Raw genomic sequence first — 22,246 nt, forward strand, 5'->3', positions numbered from 1 at the left:
ACTTACGTCACATTTCCTGTCGATCGGTCGGCCCGGTGGGTCGAGTGGGGCTCGGTCACTTCTTGTTCGGCCAGGTCGGGGCGTTTTCCGCCGAGTCCGGGCAGAAGGGTGCTGCCGCGGTAGGTGAGGACGGTCTGGACGAGCCCGATGGTCATGACGGCGGACACGACCGAGAACCCGATCCAGTACTCGGTGGGCAGCAGTACGCCCAGCGCGCCGCCCACGACCCAGCTCAGCTGCAGAACCGTCTCGGATCTGCCGAATCCGGACGCGATCGATTCCTCGGGGAGGTCGTGCTGCAGCGACGCGTCCAGCGACACCTTGGCCAGGGCGCTGGCCGCCGACGCGACGAGGGTGGCCAGGGCGGCGGTCAGCAGATTGTCGGTGATCGCGGCGAGAACCGCGATGATCCACACGGCGCCCGTGCAGCGCAGCACGATGAGGGCGGGGCGGCCGAGTTTGATCCGGGCGCCCGCGGCGTTGCCTGCGAAGTTGCCGATGCCTGCGGCGGCGCCGACCAGGCCGAGCATGGCGGCCTGCACCAGCGGCTCGTGGTCGGTCTTCGACTTCGCGACGAACGCGATGTACAGCGTGAGGAACCCGGTGAGCACGCGGATGGTGCTGTTTCCCCACAGTCCGGTGATGACCGCGCGGCCCAGCGGTTGCCTGCGTTTACCGGATTTCGCGGTGGCCGCGGCTTCGGCCTGCAGCACGCGGGTGCGGCCCAGCACCTCGGTCGGGTGCTCGTCGCCGTGGTAGGTGAGGGTGGCGGGCACCTCGCCCTCGGTGACCTCCACCCACGACGGGATCCGCATGCTGAGGTACGCGCCGAGGGCGGTGATGACCGCCGCCAGCCACAGCGCGCCGACGGACCCGGTGGCCATCGCGAGACCACCCGCGAGGGCGCCGGCACCGATGGTTCCGCCGAGCAGTCCGAACACGGTGAGCCGGGAGTTGACCCGCACCAGGTCGATCTCCGGTGGCAGCACACGTGGTGTGACCGCACTCTTGAGCACCGAGAACGACTTGCTGAGCACCATCATTCCGAGCGCGGCCGGATACAGCACCCAGCTGTCGAAGTTGAAGACGAGAACGATTGCCAGGATTGTCCGGAGACCGAACGACGTGGCCAGCGCGACGCGACGGCCGTGCTGAAGCCGGTCGAGCATCGGACCGATCAGCGGAGCGATGACGGCGAACGGGGCGATGGTGATCAGTAGGTACAGCGCGACCTTCGTCTTGTCCTCGCCCGTCGCGGCCGAGAAGAACAGGGTGTTCGCCAGGGCGACGGCGATGGCCGCGTCGGTCGCGTTGTTGGCCATCACCGCGTAGGTCAGCGCGGTGAGCCCCGACTTGTCCGCGCCGTCCGCCTTGGCCGCGCGATGGAACGTCGCGATGCCCTTGTTGGTGAGTTCCCGGCTGCGCATCGCCGCGACCCGGGTGACGGTGAGCTTGCGCGGCATCGGCGGCGCTTTGGGGGCGTCGGCCCGTTCCTCGTCGGAACGGGGACGCTGCCCGCCGCCGACCGGATGGAGGGGAGGGAGCGGCGTGCGTCGACCTCCCGAGCGTGCGGCGGGCGGGTATTTGTCGTAGCCGGGATGAACGGGGGGCCCGGAATTCTCGTCAGGAGCCCGACCGCCGTCAGGCTCGTAGGGTTCGCGCGGTCCGGTCACTCCCTAATTCTGTCCTAGTCGGGAGACATGCGACCACAGCAACCCCGGCCAATGCTGGTCAGATCGGCCTGTCAGGGAACGAACCGCACCTCGAACATGCGCGGCCAGTACTTTCCGGTGACGAGGAAGCGGTCCGTTCCCGGGATCTGCGCGATGCCGTTGAGGACGTCGACGTCCCGCGGGCCGGGCGGGAGCGCGTCGCGGACGGCCGAGGCGTCGATCTCCGCGGTGACCCGCCCGTCCGAGGGATCGATGCGGACGAAGGTGTCGGTGGTCCAGACGTTGGCGTAGATGGCTGCGTCGTCCGCGCATTCGAGTTCGTTGAGGCGGCCCAGCAGGTTTCCGTCCCGCACCGCCTGCACGGTGCGCCGTGGTTCGAACGTGACCGGGTCGCGGAACGTGAGGGTGGGTGAGCCGTCGCTCGTGACCAGTGCGTCGGGCAAGGCGCAGATGCCCCACCCTTCGCCGTCGAACGGGACGCGCCGCTGTTCGGCGAGTGTCGCGCGATCGCGGGCGACGGCAACCCCGTCACGCCACGTCAGCTGCCAGACCGTGTCGCCGCTCACCGTGATGCCCTCGCCGAACAGGGGCGACGGCAGTTCCGCGCGCGTCCGGACGGTGCCGCTGTCGAGGTCGGTGGCCTGCACCCAGGACTCACCGGGCCGGCCGGTGCCCTCGAGCAATTCGGTGCCGTCGATCTCGAGTCCCTGGGTGAACGCATTCGGGTCGTGGTCGAGGGTGCGGACGATCTCCACACGAAGGTCCGCACCGGACGCGCCCGCCGCCACGGGACTCTGCGGGGAGCACGCGGTGACCATCCACGCCACCGCGAGCAGGGCTGGGACGAGGTGCCTCCGGCCGGTCATCGGACCAGCATGACAGCCCAGGTGGGCACGCACTTGCGGTGGTGCGGCAAACTGGTGGTGTGAGTGTTGCTTCTTCCGACGAGCGCGCAGTGGCGCGTCCCGTACTGACCGACGCCGTCGAGCTCGCCCGAACCGCCTTGGTCGAACTGCAGGAAGGGGGAGTCGGCGACTACCTGGGCGTCACGTCCGAGGACGCGTGCGCCGCGACTCACCGTTTCGTTGCGGACCTTCCGGGCTACCGGGGCTGGCAGTGGGCCGTGGTGGTGGCTGCCGATCCCGAAGCGGACCATGCCACCGTCAGCGAACTCGCCCTCCTCCCCGGACCCGATGCGCTGGTCGCACCCGAGTGGATCCCGTGGGACCAGCGCATTCGCCCCGGCGATCTGTCCGCGGGCGATCTGCTGGCACCGCCGGCCGGTGACCCCCGCCTCGTCCCGGGCTATGTGGCGACGGGTGACCCCGAGATCGACGAGACCGCCCTCGAACTCGGCCTGGGCCGCAAGCAGGTGATGAGCCTCGAAGGCCGCGTCGACGCTGCCGAACGCTGGCACGACGGCGACTACGGCCCCGATTCCGAGATGGCCAAGGCCGCGCCGTCGACGTGCGGGCTGTGCGGCTTCTACCTTCCGCTCGCCGGTTCGCTGCACGCGTCGTTCGGGGTGTGCGGCAACGAGATGGCCGCCGACGGGCACGTGGTCGACGCGGCCTACGGTTGCGGCGCCCACTCCGACACCCTGCTGCCGACGGGTGCCGGTTCGCCGCAATTCGACGCCTACGACGACGGCGCCGTCGAGGTAGTCGAGCGGGCCGTCGCCGAAACGGAGAACGAGCCCGAAGCTGCTGCCGAGGTCACCGAGGCCGAGGAATCCGCATCGACCAGCTAGCCGATCCTTTTGGCACCGCCGCCCTGAGGGATTCGACGCTTCTGGCGTGGCGAACGTCCCCGACCCGTCTGCGGGAGGATGCGGCGGCCGAATCCGATCTGGCCCGCGCCGGCTACCGCGACCGGCTCCTCACCGAGCTGGCGCAGAACGCGGCCGACGCCGCAGCTCGCGCCGAAGTGCCCGGCGAGCTGTCCGTGCAACTCGACGGACGCGTCCTGAGCGTGTCCAACACGGGCACGCCGCTGGACGAGCCGGGAGTCCAGGCGCTGGTCGCGTTGCGGGCGTCGAGCAAGTCCGGCACGACCGTCGGCCGGTACGGTGTCGGTTTCACGGCGGTGCTGTCGGTGAGCGACGAGGTCGAACTGCGGTCGACGTCCGGTTCGGTGCTGTTCTCCGCGGAACGGACGAGGTCGGAGCTGCGGGAACTCGACGGTGCGGACCCGGGAGCGGACGTGCCTGCCCTGCGGCTGGCGTGGCCGACGGAAACCCGCCCGGCCGCAGGCGCGGCGTCGGAAGTCGTGTTGACGCTGCGCGAGGACGTGGACGGTGAATCGCTGCTCGCCTACATGGCCCGCGAGGCGCCCGACCTTCTGCTCGAACTGCCGGCGCTCGTCTCGATCACCGTGGGCGACAAGCAGTTCCGCCGCCGCGAACGGCCACTCGATTCCGGGTTGACCGAGGTCGCGATCGGCGACGACCGCTGGTGGCAGTACGAGTCCGGGCGCGCACGCTGGCTCGTCCCGGTCCGCGACGGCGTCGTCTCACCCGTCACGGAGGACGTCCTGCGCGCGCCCACCCGGTCGGACGAGGAACTGTCGATACCCGCGATCCTCGTCGCGGACATCGCCATGCAACCCGACCGCAGGCGCATCCTGCCCGGCGCCGCGATCGCCGAGTTGGCGTCCGGTTACGCCGAGTTCGTGGCCGCGGTGCCGCCCGGGCAGCGACTGTCGCTGGTTCCCGTTCCCGCGTTCGCGCGCAGCGAGGTGGACTCGGCGTTGCGGGACCATCTCGTCACCGAACTCCGGGAGCAGCCCTGGCTGCCGACCGTCGGCGGCACGAACAAGGCCCCGGTTCGGGCGTCCGTGGTCCCCGGGCTCACCGACGAACTCGCCGAACTCCTCACCGAGATCGTCGACGGCCTCGTCGTCCCGGATCTGTCCGGGCCGCGCTGGGCGCCCGCGCTGGCCGCCGTCGACGCCCACCGGCTCGGCCTGGCGCGCCTCACCGAACTTCTCAGTGGCATCGAACGGACACCGTCCTGGTGGCATCGCCTGTATGCGGCGCTCGAACCGCTGGCCGTCGACGCCCTCGCGGCGGAGGAACTGGCATCGATCCCGGTGCCGCTGTCCGACGGCCGCACGGTGACCGGTCCGCGAACGGTGTTGCTGGGCCACGACATCGACGGTGTCTTGGGGGTCGACTGGACGCGGCTCGTCCACCCGGATGCCGCGCACCCGCTGCTGTCGCGGCTCGGCGCGAAGACCGCCACCGCCGTCGACCTGCTCTCGGATCCGGCGTTGCGGGCCGAGATCGAGGACCTCGACCCCGACGACGCGGCGGCGGCCGAAGAACTGTCGACCGCGGTGCTCGCACTCGCCGGGCGCGTCGATCCCGGCACCTTGCCGTCGTGGCTCGGACAGCTGCCCCTCCCGGATGTCGACGGGGAGTTGCGCGGTGCGGACGAATTGCTGTTGCCCGGTGCGCCTCTCGCCGACGTCCTGGTGGACGATTCACCGTTCACGTCCGTGGACGCCGCGTTCGCCGAGCGGGTGGGGGAGGACGCCCTCCGCGCGGTGGGCGTCGGCTGGGGTTTCACCGTGCTCCGCGCCGAACTCCCCACCGGTCCCGATCACGACCTCGACGACGAGGACCGCTGGTGGGACACACTCGACGACGACCCCGACGAGATCGGGGCGGTGCGCGACCTGGACCTGGTGGACGAGGACCGCTGGCCGCAGGCGCTGACGATGCTCGCCCGGGACCAGTCGACGCGTCCTTTGCTGGCCGACCGCGCCGGGTACACGGCCTGGTGGCTGCGTCACAATGCAGAGTTGGACGGTCAGGTGCTCGGTCTGCTCCGCGATCCGTCCGACGCGACGTTTGCCGGACTGCTCGACCCCGTCGAGCACCCGGAGTCCGCCGTGTTCGCGGCGGCCCTGGCGCCGTCGACGGTCGACTCTCCCGAACTCGCACAGCTACTCCTGGATCGACTGGCCGACCCGGACCGTGAACCCAGTCCCGCGGTGATCGCGCGGGCACACAGCCTGCTCGCGGCCGCCGCGGCCGCACATCTTCTCGACCTCGAGGACCTGCACCTGCCCGAACACGTGCGCGGCCTGACGGGCGCACTCGTCGACCCCGGCGACGCCCTGGTGCTGGACGCACCGTGGCTGGCCGCCGCGGTGCCGCGTGCGCGCCTGGTGGTCGGGAGCCTGGACACCGCTGAGGCACTCGCCGATCTGCTGGACCTCCCCCTCGCGTCCGCGGCCATCCGCGGCACCGTCACCGGTTCCGGCCGTGAATCCTCGTGGGATCGCGAACCCGCCGCCGTGCTCGCCTTCGCCGCACTCGGCCGCGACCTGCCGCACGGGCCCGTCGTCGTCCATCCCCGGCTCACGGTGAAGCTCACGGGCGCGATCGACACCGAGATCGCGGTCCCGTGGTGGGTGGACGAGCAGGGGACCACCCATTGCTCCGAGTCGTGGGCCGAAGGCACGTGGGGCGCCGGTGTCGTTTGACCAGAGCGTGCTCGACAGCGCCGTCGGGGATCGCACACCGTGGTTGATCGACGTCGTCACCGTCGTCACGCACAGCGGCGGAACGGTCGCGGCCTGGATCGTGTCCACCGTCCTGACAACGACCCTCCTGCTCCAGGGCCGCCGGCGCGAAGCCGTCCTCGTGGCCGGCGCGATGCTGTCGGGTCTGGCCGTGATGACCACGCTCAAGAATCTGTTCGAGCGGCAACGCCCGCCACTGCCCGATCGGCTGGTGGAGATCTCGACGTTCTCGTTCCCGTCCGGTCACGCGATGATGACCGCGATCCTCGCCAGCGTTCTCGTCGCCGTGACCCTCCGGGTCGTGCTGGTGGGGCACGTCCGGATCGCGCTGGTCTTCCTGCTGGTGCTGTACACGCTGGCAGTGGGGCTGTCGCGTGTCTACCTCGCCGCGCACTGGATGACCGACGTCCTCGCCGGGTGGGCGTTCGGCGCGCTGTGGGCGGCGTTCTGGATCCTGCTGACCCGTACCCGGCCCCGCCGGGCCCTGACCTCGAGCGAGATCTAGAGCAGTCCCTGCTGTGCCCCGCGGCTGCCGCGCCGGGCCGCCCGCCGCTGCAACGCGAACAGTCCGTAGCCGAGGAATCCGACGACAACCCCCGCAATACACGTCGGAAGCGCATCCGACCACCGGTCGCCCGTGACGATCACCACGACGATCGCGACCGCCCACGCCAGCGTTCCCAGTATCAGCGCAGGTCGCGGGTCGGCGAGGCGCTGAGTGAGGGGTGGGCGATCTGCGGATTCGTTCACCGAATGAACGCTACCCTCGCCGTGGTGCCCTAATCTCCAAGGGCGACGCGCGACTTCTGGCGATGGGGACTGAACAATGGGTGCTGCTCCGAAACTGCTCGACAACTACTTCAAGATCACCGAGCGTGGTTCGACGGTAGGCGCGGAGATTCGCGGCGGAGTGGTGACGTTCGTCGCAATGGCATACATCGTGGTGCTGAACCCGCTCATCCTCGGCAGCTTCTCCGCCGACGACGCCGTCGCGAAGACCGACGTCCTCGGCAACATCCTCCCCGTCAACCAGGTGGCAGCGGTCACCGCCCTGGTGGCGGGACTGATGAGCATCGTCTTCGGGGTCGTCGCGAACTATCCCTTCGCGATCGCGGCGGGCCTCGGCATCAACAGTCTTCTCGCCGTCACCATCGCGCCGCAGGTCACCTGGCCCGAGGCGATGGGCCTCGTGGTGATCGACGGTGTCATCATCGTCGTGTTGGCGCTCACCGGATTCCGGACGGCCGTCTTCAATGCCATTCCGGCCGAGCTCAAATCCGCCATCGCCGCCGGTATCGGCATGTTCATCGCGTTCATCGGTCTCGTCGACGCCGGGTTCGTGCGGCGCATCCCGGACGCCGCGGGCACCACCGTCCCCGTCGGCCTGGGCATCAACGGATCGATCTCCTCCTGGCCGACCGTGACGTTCGTGTTCGGTGTGCTGCTGATGGGTGTCCTGGTGGTGCGCAAGGTGCGCGGCGGTCTGCTGATCGGCATCGTCGTCACCACCGTGCTTGCCGCGATCATCGAGGCCGTCGCCGGTGTCGGACCGTCGCTGGGCGTGAACCCCTACGGCTGGAACCTCAGTGTCCCGGCCGCACCCGATGTGCTGGCGGAACTTCCGGATCTCAGCCTCGTCGGCGACGTCAGCATCTTCGGCGCGTTCACCCGCATCGGCGTACTCGCGGCCAGCCTGCTGGTGTTCACGCTGGTGCTCGCCAACTTCTTCGACGCCATGGGCACGATGACCGGGCTCGGCAAGGAAGCGGGCCTCACCGACGAGGACGGCAACCTGCCCAACATCGGACGGGCCCTGGTCGTCGAGGGCACCGGCGCCATCGTCGGTGGCGGCGCGTCGGCGTCGTCCAACACAGTGTTCGTGGAATCCGCTTCGGGTATCGCCGAGGGCGCCCGCACCGGACTCGCGAATGTGGTGACGGGACTGCTGTTCCTGGCCGCGATGTTCCTGACCCCGCTGTATTCGGTGGTGCCGATCGAGGCGGCCGCGCCGGCACTGGTCGTGGTGGGCGCGATGATGATCGGTCAGGTCCGCGACATCGATTTCACCCAGTTCTCGATCGCGCTGCCCGCGTTCCTCACCATCGCCGTCATGCCGTTCACGTACTCGATCGCCAACGGCATCGGCGTCGGATTCGTGTCGTGGGTCGTGCTCAATGCTGCGAGCGGTGGTATCAAGAAGATTCACCCGTTGATGTGGGTGGTGGCGCTTCTCTTCGTGGCCTACTTCGCGGTCGGTCCGATCACCGACGCAGTAACGTAAACGGCGGCCGATCGGTCCCGTATTGTCATTCCCGTGACCACGGATACGCGAGCACTCGCCAGTGACCTTTCCCTGGCTGTCGTGCGCCTCACGCGTCACCTGCGTGGGCGTCGCGTCGACGCCCAGGTATCGCTGACCCAGCTGTCGGCCCTGGCCACCCTTGCCCGCGACGGCGCCATGACGCCGGGCAATCTCGCGGCTCGGGAGAAGGTGCAGCCGCCGTCGATGACCCGGGTCATCGCGTCGCTGGTCGAACTGGGGCTGGTCGAGCGGGCACCGCATCCCACCGACGGACGGCAGATCATCGTCACGCTGTCGGATGCCGGTCACGCCCTGATCGCCGACGAGACCCACGCCCGCGAGGCGTGGATGAACGAGCGGCTGTCCGGGCTCGACGAGGCTCAGCTGAAGACCCTCCGCGACGCAGTCGGCATCATCACGTCCATCGTCGCCGACTCGGAGTAGCCCGAAGGCTGCCTGCAGTCCCCACCCGTACAACGGCATTCGACTGCCCGCACCCCGCGGTGCAGGGAAACCCGTTGCCGGAGAACGTAGCCGACATCCGGAAAGATCTCTCCCAGGGCCGGTCGATGGCGCGCGGGGCCCGGGAGCAAGATGGATGTGTGCCGCCCGAATCCGAGTCCACCGCCTCAGCCCAGCCGAAGACCGGCATGTTCGTCGCTCTCCGCACCCGGAACTACCGGCTGTGGGCGTCGGGGCAGATCGTCTCCCTCGTCGGAACCTGGATGCAGCGGGTGGCGCAGGACTGGCTCGTCCTGACGTTGTCGAATGGCAACGCGCTCGCGGTCGGCATCGTGATGGCACTGCAGTTCGGTCCGACCCTGTTCCTGTCCGTGTGGGGCGGCGTGCTCGCCGACCGGTACGACAAGCGGCGCATCCTGATCGCGACGCAGGTGTCGATGGCGTTGTGCGCACTGGTGCTCGGGTTGCTGGACGTCGGCGGGCTGGTGGCCCTGTGGCACGTCTACCTCATCGCGTTTCTGCTGGGTTGCGCGTCGGCGATCGACGCGCCGGCGCGGCAGTCGTTCACCATCGAGATGGTCGGCAAGGAGTCGCTGCCCAATGCCATCGCCCTGAACTCGATGACGTTCAACACCGCTCGCATCATCGGCCCGGCGATCTCCGGTGTGCTGATCACCCTCATCGGCACGGGGTGGGTGTTCCTGCTCAACGTGGGCACGTTCACCGGTGTGCTGATCGCCCTGCTGATGATGAACACCCGCGAACTGTTCACGGCACCCCAGGCGGAACGCGGGAAAGGGCAGGTACGCGAGGGTTTCCGTTACGTGTGGGGTCGCACCGACCTGCGGGTGCTGATGGTGGCGGTGTTCATGGTGTCGACGTTCGGGCTGAACTTCCCGATCAGTCTCGCCGTGCTCGCCCGCAACACGTTCGAGCGCGGCGCGGACGCCTACGGACTGCTGTCGACGACTCTCGCCGTGGGCACACTCGCCGGCGCCACGATCGCCGCGAGACGCAAGACCCCGCCGCGGCTGCGCACCTTCCTCGGGGCCGCGGCCGCATTCGGGGCCTTCGAGATCCTGGTGGGACTCATGCCCACCTACGTGCTGGTCGCGATCATGCTCGTCCCGACCGGCGCGCTGACGCTGACGTTCACGACGGCGGCGATGAACATCCTGCAGATGTCCGTGCCGTCCGAGATGCGCGGCCGGGTGATGGGCATCTACATGCTCTGTTTCCTCGGCGGCACCCCGCTGGGCAGTCCCGTTCTGGGATGGCTGGCCGACGTCCTGGACCCCCGCGCCCCGCTCGTGATCGGAGGCGCGATCTCCCTGGTCAGCGGCATCGGTGCAGCGCTCTACCTGATGCGGCACCAACGAGTGCGACTGAAAGTACGCAGACCGGACGCCGGCCGCTACCTCCCGGTGATCGAACTGCACAACGTTCTCGAACCACACCCCGTGGTGGTCTGCGACGCCACCGAGCAGGCCGTGGAAGCGAGCCGCGACCCGCGGCCCTGACGGCTGCCGGAACCGTTCAGACGCCGACCGCCGTCGCCACCGCCCTCCGGGTCAGCACTCTCGCGAGGTGGCTGCGGTACTCGGCGTCGGCGTTGCCATCGGTGATCGGGTCGGTGCCCTCGGCGGCGTGTTCGGCCGCCGCCCGGATCAGCTCGGGATCGGCGGCATTGCCGACGAGCGCGTCCTCGACACCGCGAGCCCGCACCGGCACGGCCCCCATGTTGGTCAGCGCCACCCGGGCCTGCCGGATGATGCCGCCGTCGACCTGGATCGTCGCGGCCACCGCCACGATCGACCAGGCCTCCGCGACCGTGTTGAACTTCTCGTACCGCGCCTCCCAGCCGGTGTGCTTGGGAACCCGCACGTCCACGAGGATCTCGTCCGGTCGCAGCGTGGTGGTGTAGTAGCCCTCGAAGAAGTCCGCGACCGGGATGCTCCGCCTGCCCGCGGTACCCACGGCGGTCAGGGTGGCGTCGAGTGCCAGCGCGGGCGCGCACAGGTCACCGGCCGGATCGGCATGCGCCAGAGCACCACCCAGCGTGCCGCGGTGCCGGATCTGCGGATCGGCGACGGTGCGGGTGGCCTCGACGAGCAGCAGCGCGTGCTCGTGGACGAGCGGGTCGCGGATCACGTCGTAGTACGTGGTCATCGCACCGATCACGATGCTGTCCCCGTCGTCACGGACGCCGCGCAACTCACCGATCCGGCCCAGGTCGACGAGGGTGCTCGGCGAAGACAACCGCAGCCGTAGCACCGGCAGCAGGCTCTGACCGCCCGCGAGTATCTTGGCGTCCTCCCCGGCCTCGGCGAGCGCCGCCACCGCCTGTTCGACGGAGGTCGGGGACACGTAATCGAAGCTCGACGGAATCACTGGGCACCTCCCTGAGCGGTGCGGATGGCATGCCAGACCCGCATCGGCGTACACGGCATCTCGACGTCACGCACCCCGAACTGGCGGACGGCGTCGAGGACGGCATTGACGACGGCCGGGGTGGACGCGATCGTCCCCGCTTCACCGACGCCCTTGACGCCGAGCGGATTACCGGTGGCGGGAGTCTCGGTGCGACCCGTGGTGAACGTCGGCAGGTCCGCCGCCGACGGCACGTGATATTCGGCGAAGGAACCCGACAGCAGGGTGCCCGACTCGTCGTACACCGCCTCCTCGTACAGGGCCTGCGCGATGCCCTGGGCGAGTCCGCCGTGCACCTGACCCTCCACGATCAGCGGGTTGACCACGTGCCCGATGTCGTCGACGCACACGTAGGAGCGGATGCCGACCTTCCCGGTCTCGGTGTCCACCTCCACCGCACACAGGTGCGTGCCGTGCGGGAAAGAGAAGTTCTCCGGGTCGTACGCGGCCTCGGAATCCAGATTCGGTTCCACACCCTCGGGCAGGTCGTGCGCGGCGAACACGGCGAGCGCGACATCGGCGATGCCGACAGCCTTCTCGGTGCCCTTCACCCGGAACCGGCCCTCGGTGAACTCGAGATCGTCCTCGGCGCACTCCATCAGGTGCGCCGCGATGGGCCTGGCCTTCGCGATCACCTTCTCGGCGGCCTTCACCACCGCGATCGCCCCGACCGCCAAAGACCGGGAACCGTACGTGTCCATGCCTCGCGGCGACGTCTGGGTGTCGCCGTGCAGCACCTCGACGTCCTCGAACGGAACCCCGAGCTGATCCGCGACCACCTGGCTCCACGCGGTCTCGTGCCCCTGGCCATGCGCCGAGGAACCGGTGACCACCTCGACCTTGCCGGTGGGCAGCATCCGGATCGCCGCGTGTTCCCACCCGCCGGCCCCGTAGGCCAGGGCGCCGAGGGTGCGCGACGGCGCCAGACCGCACATCTCGGTGAACGTGGACACCCCGATGCCGAGTTGCACCGGGTCCTTCCGCTCGCGGCGCTCCGCCTGTTCGCGTCGGAGGCCGTCGTAGTCGAACAGCTCCCGCGCGTGCGCGGTGGCAGCCTCGTAGTTACCGGAGTCGTACGTCAGGCCCGCGACGGTGTCGAACGGGAACTCCTCGTGGGTGATCCAGTTCTTCGCCCGCAATTCCAGCGGATCCATCGACAACTCGGTCGCGAGTTCGTCCATCATCCGCTCGATCGCGAACGTCGCCTCCGGGCGCCCCGCCCCGCGGTACGCGTCGGTGGGCACCTTGTTGGTGAACACGTTGGTGCACGTGAAGTGATACGCCGGGAACTTGTAGATGCCGTTGAACATGAACGCGCCCAGGATCGGCACCCCCGAGGTGACCAGCCGCAGGTACGCGCCCATGTCGGCGAGCAGTTCGACCTTCATTCCGGTGACGGTGCCGTCGCGGCGGGCGGCCAGTGTCAGTTTCTGGATCTGGTCGCGCCCGTGATGCGCCGCGACCATCGATTCGCTGCGGGACTCGGTGTACTTGACGGGCTTGCCGAGTCGCCGCGCGACGAGCAGCGCGATGACTTCCTCCGGCGTCACCTGAAGCTTGCCGCCGAAACCGCCGCCGACGTCCGGGGCGACGACGCGCAGTTTGTGCTCCGGGATGTCGAGCGTCATCGCCAGCATCAGCCGCAGGATGTGGGGGATCTGCGTGGCCGACCACATGGTGATCTGGGCGCCGGTCGGGTCGACCACCACTGAGCGGGGTTCCATGAACGCCGGGATCAGCCGCTGCTGCCGGAAGGTGCGCTCGACGAGTACCTCGGCGTCGCGGATGGCCTGCTCGACGTCGCCTCCGGTACCGGCCTCCGCGGAGTCGAACGTCCAGGTGGCGCTGACGTTCGTCCCGAGATCCGGGTGCACGAGGTCGGCGCCGTCGGTGGCCGCGGCCGCGAGATCGAGTACGACCGGCAGGTCGTCGTACTCGACGTCGATCGCCTCGAGTGCGTCGTGCGCCTCGTACGCGCTGCGCGCGACCACGACAGCGACCGCCTCGCCCGCGAAATTGACGGCGTCGACCGCGAGGGACGGCGCGGGCGGCGACTTCATGTCCGGTGTGATCGGCCAGGCACACGGCAGGCTGCCCTGCTCGCCGGCGAGATCGGCGCCGGTGAGGACCGCGACGACACCGGGCATCTCGCGGGCGGCGGAGGCGTCGACACCGGTGATGCGGGCGTGGGCGAACGGGCTGCGCAGGATCGCCAGGTGCTGCATGCCCGGCAGCACCAGGTTGTCGGTCCAACGGGTGCGGCCTGTGACCAGATGCTCGTCTTCCTTGCGCTTCCGGGCCTTCCCGATTTCCGGTTCCGCGGTGGCGGTCATCGCACGCCTCCCTGCGCGGTGTCGGTCTTCGGCGCATCCGCCGTCGTCGGTGTTTCGGTGGTGCCGCCGCCGCGCAACCGCTGCGCCGCGTCCTGCACCGCGCTGACGATGTTCTGGTACCCGGTACAGCGGCACAGGTTGCCTTCCAACCCCAGCCGCACCGTCCGCTCGTCCGGGTCGGGTTCCTCGGCGAGCAGGTCGAGAGTCTGCATAATCATGCCGGGGGTGCAGTAGCCGCACTGCAGGGCGTGATTGTCGCGGAACGCCTGCTGCACGGGGTGCAACGTCCCGCTCCGGGACAGGCCCTCGACGGTGAGGACGTCGCCGCCGTCGGCCTGCACGGCGAGCACCGAGCAGGACTTGACGCTGTGACCGTTCAGATGAACGGTGCACGCCCCGCAGTTTCCGGTGTCGCAACCGATGACGGTGCCGACCTTGCCGAGCCGGTCCCGAAGATAGTGGACGAGGAGCAGTCGCGGTTCCACCTCGTCCGTGTATGCCGTTCCGTCGACGGTGACAGTGATGCGCATTGCGCCTCCAAAGCCGGGAGCGTCAGGTGATACGTCCTACTCTGCGCCGACGGAGCGCGAACAACACCCGAAATCGTGGAACCGGTTCAGGATCGGTCACGTTCGGCGTGCGACCTCGAGCAGTTCCTGCAGTGTCGCGAGACTGTGGCCGGCGAGCAGACGATCGACGAACGGCAGGGCGGCCGCGATCCCGGACTGCACCGGCTCGTATCCGTCAGCGCCGGCGTGCGGATTTACCCACAGCACGGTGCGCGCGAGCCGGCGCAGCTGAGCCATCTGCTCCGCGAGCAGGGCCGGGTCACCGCGCTCCCAGCCGTCGGAGAAGATCACCACGACGGCGCCGCGCGCGACGCCGCGCCTGCCCCAGCGGTCCAGGAAGGCGCGCAGCGTCTCGCCGAGGCGGGTGCCGCCCGCCCAGTCGGGCACGGCCCGGCCCGCGGCGGCGAGCGCCACTTCCGGGTCGCGGACCCGCAGCGCCCGGGAGAGCCGCGTCAGCCGGGTGCCCAGTGAGAACACCTCGGTGCCTGCAGGGTTGCCGCGGGCGACGACGTGCGCGAAGCGCAACAGCGCGTCGGCGTACGGGCTCATCGATCCGGACACGTCGATCAGCAGCACCATCCGGCGTGGCCGGGTGGCCTTGCGGTGGTGGCTCGGCCGCACCGGTTCGCCACCCGCCGCGAGCATGCCCCGCACGGTGCGCCGCGGGTCCACGGCGCCCCGGCGGGCCGGGCGCATCCGGATGGCCGGGCGGGTCGGGGGCCGCGGGCGCAGGGCGGCGATCAGTTCGGCGAGGTGCGCGCGCTCGGCCGCGGTGAGGTCGGCGATGTCCCGGTGGCGCAACACCTCGGTGTCGTCCGCGGCGACCCGCAGATGCGGCGCGTTCCCACCGGTGTCGCCGCCGTCCGTCGTGGTCAGCGCCGCTGTTGCGGCGTGGCGCGGCTGCTCCCCGGACCGCGGCGTGCGCGCCGGGACGGTACCGCCGAACCAGGCCGAGAACGCCGAGTCGTACCGCGGGATGTCGTCGGGACCGCGGCACAGCGTCGCGCGACCCGCCCAGTACACCTGACTCGGATCGCCCACATCCACCTGGCGGAGGGCCCGTGCGAACGCGGCGACGGCGTCCGACGCGACCGACAGTCCCGCCGCCGCGAGGGCGTGCGCGAACCCGGCGATGCCCACGAGCGGGTCACCGATGTCCGGGTTCGTGGACATGCCTCTCATCCCGCCAGGAGCCGGTCCAGTCCGGCACGGGCCACCCGTTCGAGGTCCTCGCGGTACTTGAGGACCGCGCCGAGCGTCGCGGCGGCGGTCTCCGCGTCCAGCACGTCCCGATCGAGTTCCCGGAGTGCGCGGGCCCAGTCCAGCGACTCGGCCACCCCCGGCGGCTTGAGCAGTTCCATCTCGCGCAGGGAGTGGACGGCCCGGGCGACCTGGCCGGCGAGTTCGGCCCCGATGCCGGGGATGCGGCGGCGCAGGATCGCGACCTCCCGCGCCAGATCGGGGTGTTCGAGCCAGTGGTAGAGGCAGCGGCGTTTGAGGGCGTCGTGCACCTCGCGGGTGCGGTTGGAGGTGAGCACCACCAGCGGTGGTGTCGCCGCCCGCACCTCGCCCAGTTCGGGGATGGTGACGGCATTCTCGTCGAGCACCTGCAGCAGGAATGCCTCGAACTCGTCGTCGGCGCGGTCGATCTCGTCGACGAGCAGCACGCACGGGGCTTCGGTGAGCGCCCGCAGCAAGGGGCGCGCCAGCAGGAACCGCTCGGTGTACAGCGAACGTTCGACCGTGTCGGCCTCGAGCGTGCCGTCGCTCGCCGCCTCCAGCGTCCGCAGGTGCAGCAACTGCCGCGGGAAGTCCCAGTCGTACAGGGCCTGCGCGGCGTCGATGCCCTCATGGCATTGCAGGCGGATCAGCGGCAGACCGAACGCCTCCGACAACGCGGCCGCGAGCGACGTCTTGCCGGTGCCGGGTTCGCCCTCGCAGAACAGCGGACGTCCCATACGTATGGCGAGGAACGCGGCCATCGCGACGCCGTCGTCGGCGAGGTAGCCGGTGGCGTCGAGCGCCCGCGCCAGTTCCGCAGGCGAACCGACCGTCGGCGTGGAATCACTCACGCCCGCGAGCCTAGGTGAGTGCCCGCCCCCGGACACGCGACTCGGACAACCCCGCCGGCGGTCAACCGTCCGGCTCCACCCTGCCGCGGTCCTCGCTCAACCGCCGGAACATCGCGGCGGCGCCGAACCTCGCGGCCGCCCGTTCGACGAGTCCCGGCGCGATCTGCGCCAGCGCGAGCAGCGGGCGGATCGGCGCTCCGCTCTCGACGATCTCGGGCCGGTCACGCTGGATCGCCCGGATCACGGCGGCGGCGACCTTGTCGGTGCTGGTCTCGCCCGTGATCCGGCCGGCCCTGATTCCGCGTTCCGTCATCCGCTGGTACATGCCGTCGCCCGCGATGAATCCGGGGCACACGACGGAGAAACCGACGGGCGAGCCCGCGTACTCCGCGCGCAGCGACTGGGTGAGACCGATCAGCCCGGCCTTCGTCGCGGCGTACGGCGCGCAGTACGCCGGACCGATCTTCGCGGCCAGCGACGAGATGAACACCACGTGACCACGACCGCGGCCCAGCATCCCGGGCACCACTCGGCGCGTGAGAAGCAGTGGCGCGGTGAGATTCACGTCGACCATCGCGGTGAGCTCGCCGGGGTCGAGTCGGGTGAAGGCCGAGACGTTCTCCACGCCGGCGTTGTTCACCAGCAGGTCGAGGGGGCCGACCGCCGCCTCGGTGCGTTCGATCAGCGAATCGAGCTGACCGAGCCGGCTCAAGTCTGCGGGCACGGCCTCGGCGCGCACACCGAGCGCACGCAGTTCTCCGACGACTTCCGCGAGTCGGTCCTCACGCCGGCCGGACACCGCGACGGCGACGCCCTCCCGCGCGAGGGCCCGGGCGACGACGCGGCCGAGACCGCCGGAGGCGCCGGTCACCAGAGCCGTGCGTCCCTGCAGTTGCTTCATTCCTCCGAGCTTTCGCGCTCGGTGGAGGGGAGTCAACGCTGTGACGCCCCGCATACGGCACGATGGACCGGTGGTACACGTCATCGACATAACAGATCCGGCCGACACCAGGCTGGACGACTTCCGCGATCTCAATTCCTCGGACCGGCGTCCCGACCTTCCCGAGGGCAAGGGCCTGGTGATCGCGGAGGGCGTGCTGGTGGCGCAGCGCCTGCTCACGTCCCGGTTCGACCCGATCGCGCTGCTCGGCGTCGACCGGCGGCTGGAGGAACTCACGGACGACCTCGCAGACGTGGACGTGCCGTTCTACCGGACGACGGCGGATGTCATGGCCGAGGTCGTCGGGTTCCACCTCAACCGGGGTGTGCTCGCGGCGGCGCGCCGCCCCGCGCCGCTCGAACTGCCGGACGTGCTCGAGCACGCCCGGACGGTCGCAGTGCTCGAGGGCGTCAACGATCACGAGAACCTGGGTTCGATGTTCCGCAACGCGGCGGGCCTCGGCGTGGACGCCGTGGTGTTCGGCAAGGGCTGCGCCGACCCGCTGTACCGCCGGGCGGTCCGGGTGTCGATGGGGCACGTTCTCCGGGTCCCGTTCGCGCACGTCACGAAGTGGCCGCACGACCTGGACGCCCTGCGGGAGCGGGGTTTCCAGCTGATCTCGTTGACCCCGAACCCCGAGGCGGTGACGCTCGCCGAGGCGATGACGGGGGAGAAGGTGGCGTTGCTGCTGGGTGCGGAAGGCCCCGGCCTCACCGAACACGCCATGCGGGCCACGGACATTCGTGCCCGCATCCCGATGGCACCCGGCACGGACTCGCTCAATGTCGCGACGGCGGCGGCGATGGCGTTCTACGAGCGCGTCCGCACGGGTCGGTGAGAATGCTGCACCCTCATTCCCCGTATCCGCAGCCGACGGGAACACCGTGGTTCACGGGACTTCTCGTGGCGGGGTTCGCCGCAGCCGTGGTGGCGGTCGCGATCATGGCCTTCGGCTCGCAGCTCGCCCGGATCAACCTCGTCCTGGCGGTGGTCCTCGAACTCGTCGTGGTCGCCGGGGTCGCGCCGTCGGTGTGGCGGCTGCGCCGGACACCGGTCTGGCGGTGGCTGGTCTACGGGGCTGCGACCGGAGTTGTCGCCGGCTGGACGGCGCTGCTCGTCGGTGCCGCCTGACTGCGCCTGACTCCGGCCGGAGTGGTCAGAAACCGAAGTAACGGCGGAGGAGTCCGCCTTTCCGAGCCGGCGGCGGAGCAGGCGTGGCCACCGGGCCGGGGACGGGTGCGGGGGCAGGTTGTTCCACCTCGGCTTGTTCCACCTCGGCGGGAGGCTCGATTTCGGGACCCTCGCCGGCCGGGTGAACGGTGAAGCCGAGCACGGTGAGCGTCTTCGGGTCGATCTCGGTGCCCTCGGGGGCGCCCGTGTACCGGAAGCCCAGCCATTCCCGGTTGGCGCCCTCGGCGAACTGCTGCGGGTGGAACGGCAGCGACTGCGGGTCGGGCAGGACACCCGCCGGATGTTTCAGCGGAAAGTCGCCCGCCCAGAACGGCCTCTCCCACACCAGGGGGAGGCCGAGGTCCTCGTGGATGTGGACCGGCGTCGCGCTGAACGATCGAGTCAGGTGCCCGTCCTCCCACATCGCGAACGAGCCCCACGCGATGTCGGGCTTGGACGCCACGTAGTACGTCTTCGCGAATTCGGTGGGCCGGACGCGTGTTTCGGGCAGCGTCGACGGTCGGGGGACGGCCAGATCGGGCCCGCACACGACGGTGACGCCGGGGTAGGAACCGATGTGCACGGTCCCGGCGGCGTCGAGCCGTGCGGCCTCGGCCAGCGGAACCGGGCCGGTGGGGGTGGCCACCAGGTCGGGATAGAGACGGGAGGCGAGCTGCTGCGCCGCGCCCGGATCAGGCTCCGGGTGGCCGCGCAGCACAGCCGCAGGGTCGGGGACGTCGACGTACCAGATCGTTGATACCTTGGCCCCCACGGTCATCCCTCTCTTCCGGTGTCTTCCTGAAAGAGTACGACCCCGACCGTGTTTCCGGCCTGCTCACCGCGCAGACGGTCAGCGTCCGCTGCTGCGGACACCGAGCAGGACGTCGTCCCAGGACGGGAGGGCGGGTTTGCCGCGCTTGTCCTTGTTGTTCGTCTGGTGCGGGGCGATCTTGGGTGCGGCGGGTTCCTCGGACGGGGCGGGCTCGTCCTCGGGTTCCTCGGTGACGTCGGCCTCGATGATCTCCTCGGGCTCGATCGTCGGCACCTCCACCTCGGTGGGGAACTCGGCGAGTTCGAGTTGCTCCGGCTCGTCGGACGCCACCGGTGCCAATCCGCGGAGCGGACGGCCGAAGTCGGGATCGATCAGGTCGAACGCGGTGTCGTCGAGCGCGACGATGGTGCCACCGTGCGCGTCCGGCTGGTACCGCCAGTGCGCCGCGTTGGTGGTCCGCCCGGCCTGCCACTGCAGCTGGGCGACCCAGTGATTGTCCTCGTCGCGCCACGCATCCCACGTGGCGTCGTCGATGTTGTGTCCCCGAGCGCGGAACGCCTGCGTGACGATCTCGGCGAGAGTGGGAACGGCGGGGCCGTTGTCGCGGACCGGATGTCCGCCCTGCGCCATCTCGGCCGCACGGGAACGTTCGAGCAGGACCGGATACGCGAACCGCTCCACCTTCGCCAGGGGGATACCGGCCTCGTCGGCCACCTGTTCGACGGAGGCGCCGGCACGGATGCGGGCCTGGATTTCACGGGGCCTGAGCTGACTGTCCATTTCGATCTCAATCTGGCCGAGTCGAGCGATGTCCCCGCGGGATGCGGCGCGGAGTTTGTCATCGGCGGGAAGCCGGAATTTTTCGCCGGTACTGGCATCTGCGCACACGACGTGCGATCCATCTGGCTCGAGACCGATCACTCGAAGCTCTCGCACGTTGACCTCCTTATCGCGCCGGCTCGCGACTTTGCACCTGGGCAACTGTAATTCATTCGTGACAGCCCGCGCGGCAGGACACGCGCGGGTAAATCCCGTCCCGGCGTCGCGGCCGCGCTAGGCTTCGTCGTTTCGTGATCGGTCCGTCCTGCGGGGTGTGCGCTGCCTCGTGCGGGTGGCCTCGACCGGGTCGATCGCGGGTGCAGACCAGTGTTCGGCCAGCTCGAGGCTGGGTTCGCGGCCCGACGCGACGTGCCGGTACGCGACCTCGGCGGCGCGGTCGGCGTCGCCCGCCGCGATCGCGTCGTACAACTCGGCGTGCTCGTCACATTGCTGTCCGGGATCGCGTTCCTTGGTGAGGTGGAACAACCACTGCACGCGCGTCGCGAGCGGTTGCAGCATCGACTGCAGCAGGGGACTGCCGGACATCTCCACGATGACGGCGTGGAATGCGGCGTTCGCGGCGGCGATAGCGGGCTTGTCGTCGCGCGCTGTGGCCGAACGCGCCGCGGTGAGTTGGTCGCGCAGTGCCGTGAGATGGGAGTCGTCCGCTCGCTGCGCGGCGAGCCGGGCCGCGAGCACCTCGAGGCTTTCGCGGACGTCGAAGAGGTCGCGGACCTCGTCGACGCCGAACGGGGCGACGATCGCTCCGCGCCGCGGGACGATCACGACGAGTCCGTCGGTCTGGAGCTGTTGCAGGGCCTCGCGCAGCGGGATTCGGGACACCTGCAGTTCCGCGGCGAGGTCGCGTTCGATCAGGCGCTGGCCCGGCGCGAGCTGCAGGTTGACGATGCGCCTGCGCAGTTCTTCGTACGCGGTCTCGCGCAGTGACTTCGGCGCCGACGCGTCGGTTGCACCGTTCACGCGGTCTCCTGTCGTCATGGTGGCCACGTCAGCCACCGTAGAGCGCACCCGCGCGCCGCCCTCGGGTGGATGCGGGTCCTTACGTCTGTGTAACACGGCGGAAATGACGCGCCTCCAAGATTCAAATAACGGTATACCGCTAACTGTGGCGGTTCCTGAGTCAAGGAGTCCAGCGCGTGAACACGACCTTCTCCGCCCGAACCCGAACCCTCGTCCCAGCGCTGTGCGCGGCCGCAATTCTCGCGGCGACCCTGACGGCCTGCGGGTCGTCGGACGCAGGCACCGCCTCCGGTGACACCCTCCGCGTCGGAGTGTTCTTCCCCGGCTCCGTCTCCGACACGGGCTTCATGGAATCGGGATACCTCGGCTACCAACGTCTCGAGGAAACCCTCGGTGACCGGGTGGAACTGAGCTACGTCGAGCAGGTCGCCGCCGCCGACTACCAGCAGGCCCTGGTGCGGTTCGCGACCGCGAACGACCTCGTCGTCTCGCTCGGCGGTCAGACGGACGCCGACGTCCGCAAGGTTGCAACCCAGTTCCCCGACGTGAAATTCGTCGAGATCGGCGGACCCGCCGACGCGTCCCCGCTGCCGAACCTCGCCTACTACGACCCGCAGCAGGCGGAGGCCGAGTTCCTCAGCGGAGCCGTCGCGGCGACGGCGTCCGAGACCCAGTCCGTGTCGTTCGTCGGCGGCGTCGAACTGCCCGCCATCGTGAACGCCGCGAAGGCCTTCGGTAACGGCGCCGAGTTCGCGCGGCCCGGCACCCAGGTGCTCACCCCGCAGTACCTGGGCGACTTCAACGACCCCGCCAAGGCGAAGCAGGCCGCGCTCGCCAACTACGGCGCCGGCGCGGGCGCGGTGGGGCAGATCGTGAACCTCGGCAAGTCCGGGCTGGAACAGGCCGCCGCGCAGTCGGGCGCGCTGATGGTGGGCGGCCCGATTCCCGGCGACTGCTCGAACCCCGCCTACGTCGGCTACGTGCACACCGACATCGGCAAGGAAGTGGAGTACGCCGTCCAGTCCACCCTGGACGGAACGTGGAAGGCCGAGAACGTGGCATTCGGCCTGACGTCACCGAACGGCGGCACCGACTTCCTGCTCTGCAGCGCCGACCCCGCCGTCGCCGACGCACTCGGCAAGGCGAAGACCGCCCTGGCCACCGGTGCCGTCGAGCCCTACCGAGCGGGCTGA

The 22,246-nt window shown here is 69.9% G+C and carries 21 protein-coding genes; 9 read left to right on the plus strand and 12 right to left on the minus strand.

The window, feature by feature from the left end; translation table 11 throughout:
- Positions 1 to 2: 2 nt before the first annotated feature.
- Both QM841_RS02050 and QM841_RS02055 read right to left on the minus strand, forming a co-directional pair.
- Entirely contained in the window at positions 3 to 1,673 is a 1,671-nt protein-coding gene (locus QM841_RS02050; protein ID WP_280778622.1) for an MFS transporter, read from the minus strand.
- A gap of 71 nt (positions 1,674 to 1,744) precedes the next feature.
- Positions 1,745 to 2,539 carry a glutaminyl-peptide cyclotransferase gene (locus tag QM841_RS02055; protein WP_283330732.1) on the minus strand — a complete coding sequence of 265 codons (795 nt, stop codon included), beginning with the start codon at positions 2,537 to 2,539 and terminating at the stop codon, positions 1,745 to 1,747.
- 38 nt (positions 2,540 to 2,577) lie between these two features.
- Between QM841_RS02055 and QM841_RS02060 the strand changes: the two genes are divergently transcribed.
- From QM841_RS02060 to QM841_RS02070, 3 genes are all read left to right on the plus strand, one after another.
- Positions 2,578 to 3,423 (plus strand): DUF3027 domain-containing protein, encoded by an 846-nt coding sequence (locus tag QM841_RS02060; RefSeq protein ID WP_280778620.1) that lies wholly within the window; start codon positions 2,578 to 2,580, stop codon positions 3,421 to 3,423.
- Between the two features lie 176 nt (positions 3,424 to 3,599).
- Positions 3,600 to 6,164, plus strand: a complete 2,565-nt coding sequence (locus QM841_RS02065) for an ATP-binding protein (protein WP_283330733.1) — start codon at positions 3,600 to 3,602, stop codon at positions 6,162 to 6,164.
- Positions 6,154 to 6,708, plus strand: a complete 555-nt coding sequence (locus tag QM841_RS02070) for a phosphatase PAP2 family protein (protein WP_283330734.1) — start codon at positions 6,154 to 6,156, stop codon at positions 6,706 to 6,708. Before QM841_RS02065 ends, QM841_RS02070 begins: the two co-directional genes overlap by 11 nt.
- On the opposite strand, the gene QM841_RS02075 is transcribed toward QM841_RS02070, so the two are convergent.
- Positions 6,705 to 6,953: a DUF2530 domain-containing protein gene (locus tag QM841_RS02075; protein WP_009478020.1), complete on the minus strand. Its 249-nt coding sequence runs from the start codon at positions 6,951 to 6,953 to the stop codon at positions 6,705 to 6,707. The genes QM841_RS02070 and QM841_RS02075 overlap by 4 nt on opposite strands.
- A 76-nt stretch (positions 6,954 to 7,029) precedes the next feature.
- Between QM841_RS02075 and QM841_RS02080 the strand changes: the two genes are divergently transcribed.
- The 3 genes from QM841_RS02080 (at position 7,030) to QM841_RS02090 (ending at position 10,487) form a co-directional block, all read left to right on the plus strand.
- On the plus strand, positions 7,030 to 8,484 hold the full coding sequence (locus QM841_RS02080) for an NCS2 family permease (protein ID WP_105414310.1): 1,455 nt from the start codon (positions 7,030 to 7,032) through the stop codon (positions 8,482 to 8,484).
- Positions 8,485 to 8,517: 33 nt separating this feature from the next.
- A complete protein-coding gene (locus QM841_RS02085; protein WP_005244136.1) occupies positions 8,518 to 8,949 on the plus strand; it encodes an Rv0880 family HTH-type transcriptional regulator in 432 nt (143 codons plus the stop codon).
- A 206-nt stretch (positions 8,950 to 9,155) separates the two neighbouring features.
- On the plus strand, positions 9,156 to 10,487 hold the full coding sequence (locus tag QM841_RS02090) for an MFS transporter (RefSeq protein WP_283330963.1): 1,332 nt from the start codon (positions 9,156 to 9,158) through the stop codon (positions 10,485 to 10,487).
- A gap of 16 nt (positions 10,488 to 10,503) precedes the next feature.
- Here the strand turns inward: QM841_RS02090 and QM841_RS02095 are convergent, their stop codons facing one another.
- The 6 genes from QM841_RS02095 to QM841_RS02120 form a co-directional block, all read right to left on the minus strand.
- Entirely contained in the window at positions 10,504 to 11,358 is an 855-nt protein-coding gene (locus QM841_RS02095; protein ID WP_283330735.1) for an FAD binding domain-containing protein, read from the minus strand.
- A complete protein-coding gene (locus QM841_RS02100; protein ID WP_283330736.1) occupies positions 11,355 to 13,730 on the minus strand; it encodes a xanthine dehydrogenase family protein molybdopterin-binding subunit in 2,376 nt (791 codons plus the stop codon). The genes QM841_RS02095 and QM841_RS02100 overlap by 4 nt, the downstream gene beginning before the upstream one ends.
- On the minus strand, positions 13,727 to 14,260 hold the full coding sequence (locus QM841_RS02105) for a (2Fe-2S)-binding protein (RefSeq protein ID WP_105414307.1): 534 nt from the start codon (positions 14,258 to 14,260) through the stop codon (positions 13,727 to 13,729). The genes QM841_RS02100 and QM841_RS02105 overlap by 4 nt, the downstream gene beginning before the upstream one ends.
- Positions 14,261 to 14,356: 96 nt before the next feature.
- The gene (locus QM841_RS02110; RefSeq protein ID WP_491932149.1) at positions 14,357 to 15,481 is read right to left on the minus strand and encodes a vWA domain-containing protein; all 1,125 of its coding nucleotides are present in this window, start codon (positions 15,479 to 15,481) and stop codon (positions 14,357 to 14,359) included.
- Positions 15,478 to 16,371 carry an AAA family ATPase gene (locus QM841_RS02115; RefSeq protein WP_283330738.1) on the minus strand — a complete coding sequence of 298 codons (894 nt, stop codon included), beginning with the start codon at positions 16,369 to 16,371 and terminating at the stop codon, positions 15,478 to 15,480. The genes QM841_RS02110 and QM841_RS02115 overlap by 4 nt, the downstream gene beginning before the upstream one ends.
- A gap of 61 nt (positions 16,372 to 16,432) precedes the next feature.
- The gene (locus QM841_RS02120) at positions 16,433 to 17,272 is read right to left on the minus strand and encodes an SDR family NAD(P)-dependent oxidoreductase (protein WP_283330739.1); all 840 of its coding nucleotides are present in this window, start codon (positions 17,270 to 17,272) and stop codon (positions 16,433 to 16,435) included.
- Positions 17,273 to 17,342: 70 nt separating this feature from the next.
- Between QM841_RS02120 and QM841_RS02125 the strand changes: the two genes are divergently transcribed.
- Positions 17,343 to 18,149, plus strand: coding sequence for a TrmH family RNA methyltransferase (locus QM841_RS02125; protein ID WP_007301148.1), 807 nt, complete (start codon positions 17,343 to 17,345; stop codon positions 18,147 to 18,149).
- Positions 18,150 to 18,151: 2 nt separating this feature from the next.
- Positions 18,152 to 18,442, plus strand: a complete 291-nt coding sequence (locus QM841_RS02130; protein ID WP_283330740.1) for a DUF2537 domain-containing protein — start codon at positions 18,152 to 18,154, stop codon at positions 18,440 to 18,442.
- 25 nt (positions 18,443 to 18,467) lie between these two features.
- Here the strand turns inward: QM841_RS02130 and QM841_RS02135 are convergent, their stop codons facing one another.
- From QM841_RS02135 to QM841_RS02145, 3 genes are all read right to left on the minus strand, one after another.
- Positions 18,468 to 19,259 (minus strand): DUF6928 family protein, encoded by a 792-nt coding sequence (locus QM841_RS02135; protein ID WP_283330741.1) that lies wholly within the window; start codon positions 19,257 to 19,259, stop codon positions 18,468 to 18,470.
- A gap of 72 nt (positions 19,260 to 19,331) precedes the next feature.
- Positions 19,332 to 20,189, minus strand: a complete 858-nt coding sequence (gene sepH, locus QM841_RS02140) for a septation protein SepH (protein ID WP_009478031.1) — start codon at positions 20,187 to 20,189, stop codon at positions 19,332 to 19,334.
- 117 nt (positions 20,190 to 20,306) lie between these two features.
- A complete protein-coding gene (locus QM841_RS02145; RefSeq protein WP_283330742.1) occupies positions 20,307 to 21,053 on the minus strand; it encodes a GntR family transcriptional regulator in 747 nt (248 codons plus the stop codon).
- Positions 21,054 to 21,229: 176 nt separating this feature from the next.
- Here QM841_RS02145 and QM841_RS02150 point away from each other — a divergent pair, with 176 nt between their 5' ends.
- Positions 21,230 to 22,246, plus strand: coding sequence for a BMP family protein (locus tag QM841_RS02150; protein ID WP_283330743.1), 1,017 nt, complete (start codon positions 21,230 to 21,232; stop codon positions 22,244 to 22,246).

The organism is Rhodococcus sp. IEGM 1307 (assembly GCF_030056915.1).
GTDB lineage: Bacteria > Actinomycetota > Actinomycetes > Mycobacteriales > Mycobacteriaceae > Rhodococcus_F > Rhodococcus_F opacus_D.

Coding starts and splice junctions, on each gene's coding strand:
- QM841_RS02055 (WP_283330732.1), bottom strand. CDS start 2,539: ATGACCGGCCGGAGGCACCTCGTCCCAGCCCTGCTCGCGGTGGCGTGG.
- QM841_RS02080 (WP_105414310.1), top strand. CDS start 7,030: ATGGGTGCTGCTCCGAAACTGCTCGACAACTACTTCAAGATCACCGAG.
- QM841_RS02090 (WP_283330963.1), top strand. CDS start 9,156: ATGTTCGTCGCTCTCCGCACCCGGAACTACCGGCTGTGGGCGTCGGGG.
- QM841_RS02100 (WP_283330736.1), bottom strand. CDS start 13,730: ATGACCGCCACCGCGGAACCGGAAATCGGGAAGGCCCGGAAGCGCAAG.
- QM841_RS02105 (WP_105414307.1), bottom strand. CDS start 14,260: ATGCGCATCACTGTCACCGTCGACGGAACGGCATACACGGACGAGGTG.
- QM841_RS02110 (WP_491932149.1), bottom strand. CDS start 15,481: ATGAGAGGCATGTCCACGAACCCGGACATCGGTGACCCGCTCGTGGGC.
- QM841_RS02120 (WP_283330739.1), bottom strand. CDS start 17,272: ATGAAGCAACTGCAGGGACGCACGGCTCTGGTGACCGGCGCCTCCGGC.
- QM841_RS02130 (WP_283330740.1), top strand. CDS start 18,152: ATGCTGCACCCTCATTCCCCGTATCCGCAGCCGACGGGAACACCGTGG.
- QM841_RS02135 (WP_283330741.1), bottom strand. CDS start 19,259: ATGACCGTGGGGGCCAAGGTATCAACGATCTGGTACGTCGACGTCCCC.